Below are 15,186 nucleotides of genomic sequence, written 5' to 3'. Positions count from 1 at the left end.
ACTATGATTGAGCCTGTTTACAAGAATAAACCGACAGCCGCGAGTCGTAAATCACTGATTCGGCAATTGCTGCAAATTCCCGTCATCGTGGCGGCACTGGGTTACTTTGTCGACATCTACGATCTGCTGCTGTTCAGTATCGTTCGGGTGCAAAGCCTGAAGGATTTGGGCGTTGGTGATGCGGAGATGCTGCCGACCGGAATATACCTTATCAATATGCAGATGGCGGGTCTGCTCGTCGGGGGTATTATCTGGGGTATTCTGGGTGATAAGCGTGGTCGGTTGTCGGTCTTGTTTGGCTCCATCTTGATTTATTCCCTGGCCAATATTGCCAACGGCGTAGTTACCTCGGTCGATCAGTATGCGCTGCTTCGGTTCATTGCGGGTATCGGCCTGGCTGGCGAACTGGGAGCAGGTATCACGCTGGTAGCCGAAATTCTTCCTAAAGAAATTCGGGGATACGGCACTTCGTTGGTGGCGTCGGTTGGGCTACTGGGGGCGGTACTGGCCTATTTCATTGCCGACATGTTTGCCTGGCGAAATGCCTACTTCATTGGCGGAGGCTTAGGACTGTTGCTGTTGTTGATGCGGGTCAGTGTGATCGAATCGGGCATTTTTACCAATATCAAAGAGCGCGAAACGGTGTCCAGGGGTAATTTCATGAAGTTGTTTTCGTCCTGGAGCCAGTTCAATAAGTACATACGCTGTATCCTGATTGGTCTTCCGGTTTGGTTTGTCGCCGGGATTCTGATGACGTTCTCGCCCGAATTTGGAAAGGCCCTGCACCTGAGTGAGCCTATCGTAGCGGGCAAAGCCGTTATGTGGGAATACATCGGCCTGTCGGTTGGCGATCTGTCCAGCGGAGTATTTAGCCAGTACATGAACAGCCGGAAAAAGGTGCTGGGGATGTTTCTGCTGCTGACGGCTACGTTGATAGCAGTATATCTGTACGTGCCATTTCAGTCGGCAGCCGTGTTTTATGCCATCTGTGTGGGTTTGGGCGTCGGGGTAGGGTATTGGGCGTTGTTTGTAACCATTGCTGCCGAGCAGTTTGGCACTAACCTTCGTGCTACCGTTGCCACTACTGTACCCAATTTCGTTCGGGGCAGTATCAATATTATGACCCCGTTATTTCTGCTCTTCAAGGGTGAGTTAGGCATTATCAATGGGGCTGCTTTACTCGGCTTACTGACCATTTCCATCGCTTACCTGGGCCTTTGGAAGATGGAAGAAACATTCGGTAAAGACCTCGATTTTCTGGAGCATTAACAACCTTATCCGTTACAAACCTGATTAGTGCTAAAAGTAAGTAGTAAAACCTATTTGGCTTGCTTCTTTGGAGAAGAGTAGAAATAAGCCTTATATGCCATGACCGTCGGACTTTTTATACCCTGTTACGTCAATCAATTTTACCCCAACGCGGCTATTGCTACCCTGCAATTGCTGCAAAAACTAGGGGTAAAGGTGGTCTATCCACCGCGTCAGACCTGTTGTGGCCAGCCGATGGCAAACTCAGGATTCGAACATCTGACCCAGGAATGCAATAACCTGTTTCTGGAAAATTTTGCGGAGTTCGATTACATCGTAGCCCCGTCGGCCAGTTGCGTATTGCATGTAAAAGACCACCTGTATTCGTCCGAAGACCCGGCCAAAGCGGAGCAGGTACGTTCGAAAACCTACGAGCTGGTAGAGTTTCTGACCGATGTGCTAAAAGTCGATAAACTAGCGGCTCGTTTCCCGCACAAAGTCGGCATTCACCAGAGCTGTCATGGCCTACGTGGTCTGCATTTAGCGCAAATGAGCGAACTCAATGCCCCGGCCTATTCCAAGCCGGTTCGTCTGCTAAACATGGTGGATGGGCTGGAGCTGGTGACCCTGGAACGGCCCGACGAATGCTGCGGGTTTGGGGGTACGTTCTGCGTGGCCGAAGAAGCCGTATCGGTTAAGATGGGCAAAGATCGGGTATCGGATCATGTTCGACATGGTGCTGAGTACATTACGTCGGTCGACTTATCCTGCCTGATGCATATGGAAGGCATTTTGCAACGGAATAAAAGTGCCGTAAAAGCGGTACACATTGCTGAAATTTTAAACGCGACCCGGTAATGGAAAAAGCAGAAAAAGACCACGCAACCCTGGCCGAAGACTTTATCAAAGACGAAGAGCGTGTCGACTGGCACGATGGTGCTCTTTGGTGGATTCGGCAAAAGCGGGATATGGCCGCCAAAAACATACCGGAGTGGGAAGCCTTACGAGAAGCGGCCTCGCAGATCAAAAACAATGTGCTGTCGAACCTGCACGACTACCTGCTGGAGTTCGAAGCCAACGTGACGAAGAATGGCATCAAGGTACATTGGGCGGCTGACGCCGAAGAGCATAACGCCATCGTGTATTCGATTCTGAAAGAAAAAGGCATCGAGCAGATGGTCAAGAGTAAATCGATGCTCACGGAAGAATGTCATCTGAACGAGTACCTGATTGAGCGTGGTATCGACGTGATTAATTCCGATCTGGGCGAATACATCCAGCAATTGGACAATGAGCCACCCAGCCATATTGTGCTGCCCTGCATCCATAAACGCAAAGAAGAAATTGGGGAAATTTTTCATGAACATCTGGGTACGGAGAAGGGCGTATCAGATCCCACAACGCTCACCCGCTTTGCCCGCCGACACCTGCGAAATGTGTTCGTTACACGACGGGCTGCCCTCACCGGAGTCAATTTTGCCGTCGCCGAAACGGGCGAATACGTGGTCTGTACCAACGAAGGCAATGCCGATATGGGCGCTCATTTGTCGGAAGTCCAGATTTCGTCGATGGGTATCGAAAAGATTATCCCGCAGAAGCAGCACCTGGGTATTTTCCTGCGACTACTAGCCCGTAGTGCTACCGGCCAACCGATCACGATTTATTCGAGTCATTTCAAAAAGCCGCGTAAAGGGCAGGAGATGCACCTGATTCTGGTCGATATGGGGCGCAGCCGTCAGTTGGGTAGGCCCGATTTCCGGGATTCCCTAAAGTGCATCCGGTGCGGAAGTTGTATGAATACCTGCCCTGTGTATCGGAAAAGTGGTGGTCTTAGCTACCACAACACCGTTGCCGGGCCAATCGGCGCTATTCTGGCTCCGAATCTGGATATGCGTAAACATGCCGATCTGCCTTTTGCATCCACCCTTTGTGGCTCCTGCTCCAATGTTTGTCCGGTCAAGATCAACATTCACGAGCAGTTGTATAAATGGCGGCAGGTAATTGTGCAGGAAGGATACGCGGCTAATACAAAAGTGTTGGGTATCAAAGCAATGGCCTGGACACTGTCGTCGCCCACTTCGTATTCGACCATCGGCAAGGCCGGACGGTGGGTATTGAACAACATCCCGTTTGCGGTCAACAACAAGTTCAATCCCTGGTACAAGCAGCGTGACATGCCCGACAGCCCGAAAGAGTCGTTTGGAGAGTGGTATGCGAAGCATGGAAAGGATGAGGTTAAATAGGTTCAAACTGACATGATGAGCACGAGAGAACGTATATTGGCTGATGTCTTGAAAAACCAGCCTTCGGCCAGTCCATTGCCCGATATGAGTGCCTTTAAGGGGAGCAATCAGGATGTTGTTGCAACCTATTGCGAGGTGTTTACCGGAATCGGTGGCAAAGCTTTTCGGGTTAAGGATTTTGCCGAAATCAGATACCTGATTGCCGAACAGTTTAATACAACCCAACGCATCATTACCTCCATGCCTGAGCTAAGTGATTCGTTTGGACGCCTGTCGACGGATATTGACCCGCATACGTTCGATGACGTAGAAGTCGCCGTAATCGAGGCTGAACTGGCCGTCGCTGAAAATGGGGCTGTCTGGTTGCCCGAACAGCGCATGGGGCAGCGTATTGTCCCCTATATCTGTCAGCATCTGGCTGTGGTGATCCCCACCGAACGGATCGTTCCGACACTCCACGAAGCCTATGCAAAAATCGGTGAAGGCGATTACGGCTTTGCCGCTTTTATTGGTGGCCCCTCAAAAACCGCCGACATTGAACAGGCATTAGTTTTAGGCGCACACGGTCCCATTTCGATGAGTGTATTTGTGCTGGAACAGGCCCCAATACCCGTTTAGACAATGTATTGATGACGCAACTATGAGGACTATAATGCCGATTTTGTATGACCCCGTTGGGGTCAAATGTTTATAGTCAGAATAATTCCCTATAGACATTTGACCCCAACGGGGTCATAGAAAACGCCCAAATCTATATTTGGTTACTTACCATGTCTAAACCAAACCGCCAAGACACAACGAGTAGTGGTTGAGCCCTTGCGCCTATAGCGCCCCAGCGGTTATTTCATACATCCATTTTACATTTTTGGCTATGCTAACTTACTTGATCTCCATTCGTGACAACCTGAACGAGACCTATTCTGACGTGTATACTCACGAGGCAATCGATGCGCTCTCGGCCCTGTCCCCTTTTAACAAACGCATCAAAGATGTGATGGAAAAGCGGATGAAACGCCGGGCTGCCCGTCAGGAATCAAAAACCCGGATTAGCTTTCTGGACCCCGAAAGCCTGATTCCCGGTACATCCATCAAGGTACAGGATGCTCGTGATGGGAAATTTGAAGGAGCTGCGGTGCCGACCGATTTACAACGGCAGTGGATACAGGGAACCGGACCGGCTGCCAAACCCAATGCGCCTGTTGAGAGTAGTATCCGAAATGTAGCGTATGCGCTGCTGTCGGGGGCCGATGGCTGGATGTTCGATGGCGAAGACGCGCTGGGGCAGATCACCACCATGTCGCTCGACAACCAGCGGAACCTGAAGCTGGCAATTCATAAAGACCCGATGTTCCTGAACGTAGCCGAACAGGTAGCCGCCGAAATGAACAAATGGGCCGAGTCGTTTCTGGGTCGAAAAACGATTGCGAACTGGGAAGAACAACTCAATTTTACCACCAAGATCTTTCGGGCACGTGGCCTCCACCTCGACGACCGTCATATTCGGGATGGCGATGGCATAGCGATGGCCGCTTCGATTGTCGATGCGACGCTGTATGTTGTAAACAATTATCAGGCACTGCAACAGGCGGGGTCTTCCATTGTGATGTACCTGCCCAAAATCCAGACGGCCGAAGAAGCGGGTGTCTGGAATGAGATGCTCAGCGCCCTTGAAACCCATGTTGGCTTGCCAGTCGGGACGATTAAGGTATATGTACTGGTTGAACAACTGGAAGCAACGCACCAATTAATGGAAATTCGGGCGGCATTAGGCAAGCATTTTGTTGGCTTTAATACAGGTCGTTGGGATTACATCAACAGCGTGTCGGATGCGATGGCCTGGGATAAAACGTTTGTGAATCCCAACATCGAAGCCATCACGATGACCTACGGCTACATGCGGAATTATGAAGACCGCGTTCGTCGGGCCGTCAATACGCCGGATCTCAACGGCAATTTCGCCCTTTGGCAGGGTGGCATGGAGCCGAATATTCCGGTGGGTTCCGAAGCGGGCGTATCGGCCAGTATGGCAAAGGCCGTGGCCGGTGCCGAACGCGAACAACGCGAAGGAGCCAGCGGCAAATGGGTCGCTCACTGGAAAATGGTACATATCGTGCGGCCCGTTTGGGAAAAAGTAGGTGAAGCCAATCAACTTGGTCGATCGTTTCCGGCACTCACCTATACGCAGGCCGATGCCGATGGCTTAATCCTGATTGAACCGGCCCCCCGCGATATTCGCGGAGCGCGAAACCTGCTGAGTGTGGCCCTGCAATACGGGAATGCGTTTGGACAGGGAATGCAGGCGGCCGCGTTGAAAGCCGCTGATTTCTTCGGCAACGACGATATTCTGTATTTGATGGAAGATATGGCAACGGGCGAAATTCGGCTGAGTATTCTCTGGGAGTGGCTGCATAAAGGCGCCGTTCTGACCGAAGATGATCCCGAGGTTGGGGTTAATGCAGGTGATACGTTTTCTGAATCCCTATTCAACACATTACTGGAGCAGGAATATGATAAGTTGCTGAAAGCTGGCAATAAAGATGTGTTCGACGCGTCGAAAACCACAACGCTACCGATTGCAAAGGAAATCGCAACGGTTTATGTGCTGAGCCCAGAAAAAGCGCCCTGGTTTATAGACCTGCTGAACATCAATCTGAACAATATGGATTTGGCTGAAGCACAGGATCGTATTCGGCTGTATATGGATACGCTGGCCAGTGAGGGAAAACGGATTACCGAAAATCTGGATTTTGCTGTGAGTTAGTTATCCGTCATTTCGCATACAGATCCTGACGAGGGTATGGTTTCCAATCAGTTGGGAAGCCATACCCTCGTGATTTTTTGGCCACTTTAAATGCCTTGTGAGTCTTTATTACCCGTTATCTGCTATTTTTCATAAAAATTATGCAACCGATTGCAAATGATAATTTTATTGTGATATTTGTGCTAAGAAAATTAATAAAGGCTTTCATCAACATACTAAAAAAGCCACTTAGATTATCCGATATAATTATTCTATAGTTCGATAGTAGCGTACCATTGTCCGTATACTTGAATTAAGCAATTGGTTGTTATTTACTCCTTAAAAGGTTAATAGGTCTACTTTTTGGGGATTTTATGACTAGTAGAATACGTGCCCATTCTGATTTATATGATACCTGTTTCCTATCCCAACCTTTTAACCCGTTTGTATGCCTATGCCATAACCCTGCCTAATAAAAAAGTCAGTAATGCGCCAACATTACTGACTCACTAAGTAATCCCCTATACGATCGCTAGAACGACATCCTGAAAATGGATGCAGGGATTTTTATTGCCGTTGCTAAACCGACAAACCCTTAAAATTATGCCAAACAAATTACAATTCCATGCTTTAGTGAGTAAAATCGTGAGGCAGGGTTTTGCACTGTTCGTTTTAATCAATTGCCTGATTACGACGACCTGGGCCAGACCTGCCGATCAGCCGGTAACGGGTACTGTGCTGGATGAAAAAGGAAGCCCTTTAGTGGGCGTAAATATTCAGCTCAGAGGTACCACACGCGGTACGACCAGTGATGCCCGAGGCACCTATCGAATCGATGTGCCGAATGGGAGTTCAGTGCTGGTATTCAGCTATATAGGTTATAAAAAACAGGAAATTACAGTAGGTAACCGGAGCGTTGTCAACGTGTCGCTGGAAGCCGATGCCGGGTCACTGGAAGAGGTGGTCGTGGTTGGGTACGGTACACAGAAACGATCCTCGCTGACTGGTGCTGTATCGACCGTCACCCCTAAAGAAATAACTGCTCTGCCAGTGCCAAACGTGGCATCAGCGCTTCAGGGCCGGGTTCCGGGCGTGTCGGTCGTGAATAATGGTGGCCCAGGAAGTTCGCCCATCGTACAAATCAGGGGTATTGGGTCGATTTCTTACGGGTCAGGCCCATTGTATGTGATCGATGGCGTACCGACCGGCGATCTGAATAGCTTCAATACCAATGATATCGAATCGCTGGAAGTGTTGAAAGATGCCAGTTCAGCGGCTATTTATGGGTCGCGGGCGGCTAACGGGGTCATTCTGATTACGACCAAAAAAGGAGGCCGGGACAGCAAAATCCGTGTTACGCTGGATTCATACGTGGGTACGCAGAGTGCAAGCCATAAAATTGATGTGCTGAATCGGGATCAGTATGTGCAATATGCCAAAGCGCTGACCTCCAACGCTGGTATTGCCCTTCCTTCACGGCTGAATAACCTGAATACACCCATTTACGACGGCGCTACGCAGACCTTTGCCCAGACCGAAACCAACTGGCAAAACGAGCTTTTCCGCAATGCACCCATTGCCCAGCATCAGCTTTCTCTGTCAGGGGGCAATGCGGTATCCCGATTTTTTGCGTCGGGCAGCTATTTCAAGCAGGATGGTATTATGATCGGAACCGACTTCGAGCGGGGTTCACTTCGACTAAACTCCGACCATCAGGTATCTAAATTCCTGTCGATTGGTCAGACGCTGACGGCTGCCTACAGCAACCAGCGGGGCGAAACCACTGGTGACCGGTCACAACTGATGCACGCAATTCGGATGATGCCCTACTGGCCAACAATGGACCCAACGAAAGTCGGAGGGTATAGTGCGCCGACGGCGGCTGATGGATCAGACCCTGAAAACCCACTTCGGGCTCCTGCTATGGATGTTACCCGGACGAAATTCCTGAAAGCCTTTGCTACCGTCTATGCGGATGTTCGGCTGACGAGTTTCCTAAAATATCGCTTCAACTATGGCGTTGATCTAGGCTTCTCGAATGGTAGTACGTTCAACCCGATCTATAATGACGGCTATATCCAGCGGGTATCGTCTACAGTTTCGCAAACACGTAACACGAATATTACGCAGACCATTACCAATCAACTTTCGTTCGATAAAACGTTTGGGAAGCATACTATTACGGCTGTGGCTGTAGCCGAAACCCAGAAAGTACTCTCAACCGGCATGACAGGATCGGGTAACCGCCCCAACAATGATCTGGACGTGATTCAGGGGATAAGCAACCCCTCTGTTAGCAGTACCCGGGCCGAAATCGATCTGATTTCGTATGTGGGTCGTATCAATTACGATTATGCCGGTAAGTATTTACTAAGTGCGTCGATTCGGCGGGATGGGTCTTCCTTATTTGCACCAGGCAGAAAGTGGGGTAACTTTCCATCGGCCTCGGTTGGCTGGCGTATTAATCAGGAAAACTTCATGAAGGATATGCCGAATCTGTCGGAACTAAAACTGCGGGTGAGTTACGGTAAAACGGGCTTCAACGGCATACCTAACTACGCCTGGCAATCGCTTGTATCGGCTGATGCAACCCAGTACCCATTTGGTTCATCAACCAGCCTGGGATCGTATTTTAACGCGTTGGGTAATACCGAATTGCAGTGGGAAACGACCGACATGGTCAATGGTGGTATCGATCTGGGCCTGTTCAACAATAAAATTACGTTTACGGCCGAAGTCTATAACCGATTCACCGACGGACTTATTCTGGGCGTACCCATTCCAAACTCGATTGGCTACAGCAATGCACCGTCGGCCAACATTGGCAGTATGAAAAACTGGGGGTATGAATTCCAGGCGGGCTATAACTACGCCAAAGGTGATTTTCGTGGGAATGTATCGGCCAACATCGGTATTACCCGCAACCGGGTGCTGAGCCTGGCTACACCGACCGCAGCCATCTACGCAGGTTCGAATGCCGACTACGGCGGGGCCGATATTACCAAGACCGAGGCCGGTCAACCGATTCAGTCGTTCTACGGCTATGTAGTCGATGGTATTTTCAAATCAGTCGACGAAGTATATAGTGCGCCTGTCCAAAACCGGCCTGCTACACGCGATGCTGATAACCCGGCCAAAAACACGTCGGCTGGCGACATTCGCTTCAAGGATCTGAATGGCGACGGTAAAATTGATGCCAACGACCGGACCTACCTGGGAAGCTACCTGCCAAAGTTCAACTACGGAGCCAACTTTACAGGAACTTACAAAAACTTCGACTTCACGTTGTATTTGCAGGGCACCTACGGCAACAAAATTTACAACGGTACGAAGGTCGTTACGCAGGGTATGTTACGGCTGTTTAATGCAGGTCCTGCCGTGTTAAATGCCTGGACACCAACCAATACCAACACCGACGTGCCCCGGGCAGTAGCCGGTGACCCGAACAACAACAGCCGGACCTCGGATCGGTTTATTGAAGATGGGTCATACATGCGGGTCAAAAACCTGACCATTGGCTACTCGATTCCGGCCAAGGCATTGGGAAGCCTGACCAGTGGTGTAGTAAACAAAGTTCGGGTATATGTATCGAGTCAGAACTTGCTGACATTTACTAAATACACTGGATATGACCCGGAAATTGGCTCCCGGAACGGCACCTTACTGCGGAGTGGTATCGACTATTCAAATTACCCGCAGGCACGTACCTTACTGGCAGGTCTTCAGATTACGTTCTAACCGACTTTAACGAACTTAACGCATACGTTTTCTATGAAAAGGCACTATTTCTCAATCGGTGTTTTACTGCTGGGCCTGGCGGTTGGGTGTAACGAAAAAAGCCTGGATCAGCTAAATCCTAACGCGGTTACAACCGACAGTTATTTTCAAAACGATGTCCAAATCAGGAGCGCTGTTAACGGGGTTTATGCGGCACTCCAATCCACAAACCTGGTGGCCCGTGAGTGGTTTTTTACCCACGATCTGCGGTCCGACGATGTGTCGGCAGGGGGCGGACAGCTCGAAACACCGCGCAACCAGTTGTTGCTGGGCGTTCATAGCACCGACAATTCGCTGGTAAGTTCCGTCTGGACGGGTGCTTACCGGATCATTCACCGGGCCAATGTGGTGGTGGATAAAGCGGCTGCTGCCAAAGCCCTGACGGCTAGCGTGGCTACACAGGCTGTGGGCGAAGCCAAGTTTCTGCGGGCCTGGGCTTACTTCGAACTGGTAAGTATGTGGGGCGGGGTTCCGCTCTATAAAAACTACGTTACATCGGTAGCAGGTTCGTTACCACGTGCGTCGGAGGGCGATGTGTACGCGTTCATCATCGCCGACCTGAAAGCGGCTCAGGATGCACTTCCGGCTACTTATGATGCGGCCAACCAAGGACGGGCTACCAAAGGCGCTGCCCAGATGCTACTGGCCCGCGTCTATATGCAGCAGGGCGATTATACCAATGCCAAAACTGAGCTTCAGAAAATAATAACTTCTGGTACGTATGGTCTGGTGGATGAGTATAATGATAATTTTACAGAAGAAGGCGAGTTCAACAAAGAGTCGATCTGGGAAATAAATTTCCTGCCATCGGGCGGTAATTTCAACTGGAACGGCGACGGGGATGGAACAGCGGGTGCCGAAGAAACCGTTCGGACGCAGGAGTACTCGGGTATTGGCTGGCGCAATATTATTCCATCGAATAGTCTGCTGGCTGAGTTCGAACGTCCCAGCAAAGGCGATGCGAAGATGGACCCTCGGTATGCGAAATCGGTTTATACAACTGGCGATAAGTACAACAAAGATCAGACGATCCTGACCGACGAAATCCAGAACGGTAATAGTTCAACGGTTGACGGTAAAGTACAAAAGGTAAGCTGGCGGAAGTTTACGCTAATGTACAAAGCCGGAGTTTCGACAACGGGTGGTATCAACCAACGGATCATGCGCTATGCCGAAACACTACTGTCGATGGCTGAGTGCGAAAACGAACTGGGCAATCTGACCAGCGCAGTGTCGTATCTGAATATGATTCGGAGTCGCCCGAGCGTGGCTATGCCAGCCTACCCAACGGCCAACTACCCTGTATCGACCAAAGATCAGGTATTCACGGCCATTGTACACGAACGGCGGATCGAACTGAATGGCGAGGAAATTCGGAACCGGGACATTCTGCGCTGGCGGAAACTGGGTAAGCTAAAAACCGAGCCTATTGCGTATTTCCAGAAAGGCAAACATGAACTGCTTCCCATTCCTCAGCAGGAAATTGACAATAACCCGAACATCGGCCTGAAAGGTCAGAATCCTGGTTATTAGTACATCGTTGGTTCCAAATAGAACACGGATTATTAAGATAATTATGATTTACACAGATCATAACAATCATAATAATCCGCGTTCTATTTTACTCAAAATGCTTTCTATGAGACGTGTACAATTTTGGATGGTCGGAATGGTAGCCAGTGGCTTATTGGCCTGTCATCAGTCGACTCCGACGCGATTCGAACGGCTCTCCAGTGATCATACGCACGTTACGTTCAGCAATTCGCTGACACCTACTGAGCAGGTAAATGGTTTTACCTTCACCAATTTCTACAATGGTGGGGGCGTAGGTATAGGCGACGTTAACAACGATGGGCTGGTAGACCTGGTCTTTACGGGTAATCAGGTGAGTTGTCGGCTGTATCTGAATCAGGGGAAGCAGGGCCAGAAGGCCTTTTCATTTGATGATATTACCCAGTCGGCTGGCCTAACCACTAATCGTTGGTGTTCGGGCGTGGCGATGGTCGATGTGAATCAGGACGGCTGGCTGGATATGTACATCTCCGTTGCTAGTCATCCGGCTTTAAAGCAGACCGAAAACCTATTATTTGTCAATCAGGGGCTTAAAGACGGTAAGCCGGTTTTTAAGGAAATGGCTGCTGAGTATGGGCTGGCTGATCCCGCTTTCACAACCCAATCGGCTTTTTTTGATTATGACCAGGACGGTGATCTGGATGTCTTCCTGCTCAACACCGCTCCTGATTTTCAAAACCCGGCCCATGTTCGTCCGGTCGTAGCTGATGGATCGCACCCAAGTACGGGCAAGCTATATCGCAATGAAGGCGTAGGGGCTAAGGGGCATCCGGTTTTTAAAGACGTTTCGAAAGAAGCTGGAATAACCTACGAAGAGTTGGGCTTGGGCTTGGTTATCAGCGATTTTAACAAGGACGGCTTTCCTGATATTTATTGTTCCAACGACTTCACCAGCAGCGATATCCTCTACCAGAACGACGGGAACGGTCATTTCACCAATGTGATTAAGCAGGCTACCGCGCATACCAGTATGTATGGCATGGGCGTCGATGCGGCCGATCTGAACAACGATGGGTTGCCCGACCTGATGCAACTGGATATGCTGCCGAAGGAGAATGATCGGCTTAAAATGATGCTGGGCGGGCAGGATTATGATCGGAAGCAGATGAGTATTTCGCCCCAGTTTGGCCATCAGATGCAGTACATGCGCAACTCGCTTCAGATGAATCTGGGCGTAGGGCAGGGGGCAGAGGGCCTGGGGCCTGGGGCAAAGGGTGTGAGGCAATCTGGTTCAACCGCTGATCCCGCTGCCCCGAACCCTCTGCCCCAGGCTCCTACGCCACTTTTTTCTGAAGTTGGCTTGATGGCGGGTGTCGCGCAAACCGACTGGAGCTGGGCAACCGTGCTGGCCGATTTTGATAACGACGGACGGAAGGATATATACGTCACGAATGGCTATCGGAAAAACGTCACCGACCGCGATTTTATCAATTTTACCGAAGATTTTTCGGGTTTTGGCACTACTGAATTCAATACGAAAAAACGTCTGGAGCTACTCGACAAGGTTCCTGAGATTCCACTGGCCCATTACGCGTTTCGGAATGGTGGCGATGGAGCCTTTGAGGATGTTTCTCAAGCCTGGGGGCTGCATGACAAATCCTACGCGAATGGAGCCGCTTATGCCGATTTCGACAACGATGGTGATCTGGACTTGGTCGTAAATAATGTGGATGGTGAAGCCTTTATTTACCGGAATCAGAGCCGCGAGCAAAACCCGACCGATCATTACCTGACCATTTCATTGCAGGGAAGTTCGGTGAATCGGCAGGGCGCTGGAGCTACTATAACGAGTTGGTCTGGCGGAACGATGCAGTACTTTGAAGCGTCGGTTATCAGAGGGTATTTGTCATCGGTCGATCCCCGAATCCATATCGGACTGGGCAAAACCAGTAAAATTGATTCCCTGCAAATCAGATGGCCCGACGGACGTGTTGAGTTAAAACGAAATCTGTCTGTTGATCAACGGCTTACGCTTTCGTATACGCAGGCTACTGAGGGGGGGAAGTCTAAGCCAACTCTGGCTACGAAAGCACTTTTTGCGGATGTAACGGACCAGTATCCAATTGATTTTGCCCATACCGAGTCGGACTTTGTCGATTTTAAACAGACGGCAGCCTTGCATAAAATGCTCTCCCGCTCTGGCTTTGCGCTGGCGGTTGGCGATGTGAATGGCGACGGTCTGGACGATTGTTTTATGGGTAGTTCCTACCGGGGCAGTTCAGCCGGTCTGTTCTGGCAAACGGCAACTGGTGGATTTGTCAAACGACCCTTTCCTGCAACACCCGATCAGGAAGCAACCAGCGCCTTATTTTTTGATGCCGATGGCGATACCGATCTGGATCTATATGTAGTGTACGGAAGCAACGAACGTCCATCGACCGAAAAAGCCTTTTATCAGGATCAGTTGTACCTCAACAACGGCAAGGGTGATTTCAGTATGGCCCCCGCTGGCACCTTACCGGATGTATCGGGCAGCGGCTCCTGTGTTGTAGCTGCTGATTTTGACCACGATGGCGATCTGGATTTGTTTGTGGGAGGGCGACAAATACCGGGTAAGTATCCGCTGCCAGCCCGTAGTTATCTACTTCGAAATGATCGGTCGGCGCAGGGATGTCGGTTTGTGGATGTCACCCAGTTGCTATGTCCCTCGCTGATGCAGGCTGGTATGGTGTGTTCGGCGCTCTGGTCCGATTATGATCGGGATGGCTGGGCAGACCTGGTGCTGGCTGGAGAATGGATGCCCCTTACGATCTATAAAAATACCAAAGGCGTATTTCAGAAAACGCCACCAATTCAAATTTCGTCTTCAACGGGCTGGTGGAATAGTATCGCTCAGGGCGATTTCGATCACGATGGGGATCTGGATTACATAGCCGGTAATGAAGGGTTGAATACGCTCTACCGGGCTTCGGAGAAAGAACCCGTTACCATCGTTGCGAAGGATTTTAACAATGATGGCACAATAGATCCCCTTATGGGCTATTATATCAATGGCGTAAATTATCCGGCTGTACCGCGCGATGCCCTGAACCAGCAGGTTATCCAATTCCGGCGTAAATACCAGCGTTTTGCCGATTATGCGGCTGTTACGTTCGACCAACTCTTTACGGACGATGATCGGAAAAATGCCTTTCAGGCTAGGGCAACCTATCTGCAAAGTGCGTATATCGAGAATTTGGGCCAGGGTAAGTTTGCCCTTCGCGCTTTACCCCGCATGGCTCAGGTGGCTCCCGTCTATGGCATTGTTGTGCATGATTTTAACCTGGATGGGCAATTGGATGTAGTGCTAACCGGCAACTTTTACCCAAATGAAGTAAATATAGGCCGTGAAGATGCTTCAGTTGGCCTTGTACTGCTGGGCGATGGGCATGGCCATTTTAAACCACTGAGTCCGGCCGAGAGCGGATTGGTGATTCGGGGTGATGCACGAACATCGGCCTTGTTGACCGGAAGAAATAAGCAGATGCTGCTGCTAACGGCCATTAACTCAGGTGGGGTACGGCTAAATCGTTGCCTGACACCAAAATCCACTCCATCAGAGAGAACAGTTGCTTCTCTGCAGTAGCTGAAAAAAGTATCTTCCCCGTACCTGTCAGGATACAGGTA

General features: G+C 50.1%; 8 protein-coding genes. All 8 read left to right on the top strand.

Annotation, left to right across the window (positions count from 1 at the left end; genetic code table 11):
• Window positions 1–3 precede the first annotated feature (3 nt).
• Window positions 4–1,269, top strand: coding sequence for an MFS transporter (locus ACYVFD_RS19535; protein ID WP_461092127.1), 1,266 nt, complete (start codon window positions 4–6; stop codon window positions 1,267–1,269).
• 99 nt (window positions 1,270–1,368) lie between these two features.
• Complete coding sequence (locus tag ACYVFD_RS19530) at window positions 1,369–2,106, top strand: (Fe-S)-binding protein (RefSeq protein ID WP_461092126.1); 738 nt, start codon at window positions 1,369–1,371, stop codon at window positions 2,104–2,106.
• On the top strand, window positions 2,106–3,491 hold the full coding sequence (locus ACYVFD_RS19525) for a lactate utilization protein B (RefSeq protein ID WP_461092125.1): 1,386 nt from the start codon (window positions 2,106–2,108) through the stop codon (window positions 3,489–3,491). Before ACYVFD_RS19530 ends, ACYVFD_RS19525 begins: the two co-directional genes overlap by 1 nt.
• Before the next feature lie 12 nt (window positions 3,492–3,503).
• Complete coding sequence (locus tag ACYVFD_RS19520) at window positions 3,504–4,109, top strand: LutC/YkgG family protein (protein ID WP_461092124.1); 606 nt, start codon at window positions 3,504–3,506, stop codon at window positions 4,107–4,109.
• Between the two features lie 253 nt (window positions 4,110–4,362).
• Window positions 4,363–6,252, top strand: a complete 1,890-nt coding sequence (locus tag ACYVFD_RS19515) for a malate synthase (protein WP_461092123.1) — start codon at window positions 4,363–4,365, stop codon at window positions 6,250–6,252.
• A 582-nt stretch (window positions 6,253–6,834) separates the two neighbouring features.
• On the top strand, window positions 6,835–9,969 hold the full coding sequence (locus ACYVFD_RS19510) for a SusC/RagA family TonB-linked outer membrane protein (RefSeq protein WP_461092122.1): 3,135 nt from the start codon (window positions 6,835–6,837) through the stop codon (window positions 9,967–9,969).
• Between the two features lie 33 nt (window positions 9,970–10,002).
• The gene (locus ACYVFD_RS19505; RefSeq protein WP_461092121.1) at window positions 10,003–11,541 is read left to right on the top strand and encodes a RagB/SusD family nutrient uptake outer membrane protein; all 1,539 of its coding nucleotides are present in this window, start codon (window positions 10,003–10,005) and stop codon (window positions 11,539–11,541) included.
• Between the two features lie 106 nt (window positions 11,542–11,647).
• On the top strand, window positions 11,648–15,145 hold the full coding sequence (locus ACYVFD_RS19500) for a VCBS repeat-containing protein (RefSeq protein WP_461092120.1): 3,498 nt from the start codon (window positions 11,648–11,650) through the stop codon (window positions 15,143–15,145).
• The last annotated feature ends 41 nt before the right edge of the window (window positions 15,146–15,186 follow it).

This window comes from Spirosoma gilvum (assembly GCF_054776815.1).
The sequence above is the reverse complement of the archived record's forward strand: the minus strand, read 5'-3'. Positions and strand labels throughout refer to the sequence as shown.

Coding starts and splice junctions, on each gene's coding strand:
- ACYVFD_RS19535 (WP_461092127.1), top strand. CDS start 4: ATGATTGAGCCTGTTTACAAGAATAAACCGACAGCCGCGAGTCGTAAA.
- ACYVFD_RS19530 (WP_461092126.1), top strand. CDS start 1,369: ATGACCGTCGGACTTTTTATACCCTGTTACGTCAATCAATTTTACCCC.
- ACYVFD_RS19525 (WP_461092125.1), top strand. CDS start 2,106: ATGGAAAAAGCAGAAAAAGACCACGCAACCCTGGCCGAAGACTTTATC.
- ACYVFD_RS19520 (WP_461092124.1), top strand. CDS start 3,504: ATGATGAGCACGAGAGAACGTATATTGGCTGATGTCTTGAAAAACCAG.
- ACYVFD_RS19515 (WP_461092123.1), top strand. CDS start 4,363: ATGCTAACTTACTTGATCTCCATTCGTGACAACCTGAACGAGACCTAT.
- ACYVFD_RS19510 (WP_461092122.1), top strand. CDS start 6,835: ATGCCAAACAAATTACAATTCCATGCTTTAGTGAGTAAAATCGTGAGG.
- ACYVFD_RS19505 (WP_461092121.1), top strand. CDS start 10,003: ATGAAAAGGCACTATTTCTCAATCGGTGTTTTACTGCTGGGCCTGGCG.
- ACYVFD_RS19500 (WP_461092120.1), top strand. CDS start 11,648: ATGAGACGTGTACAATTTTGGATGGTCGGAATGGTAGCCAGTGGCTTA.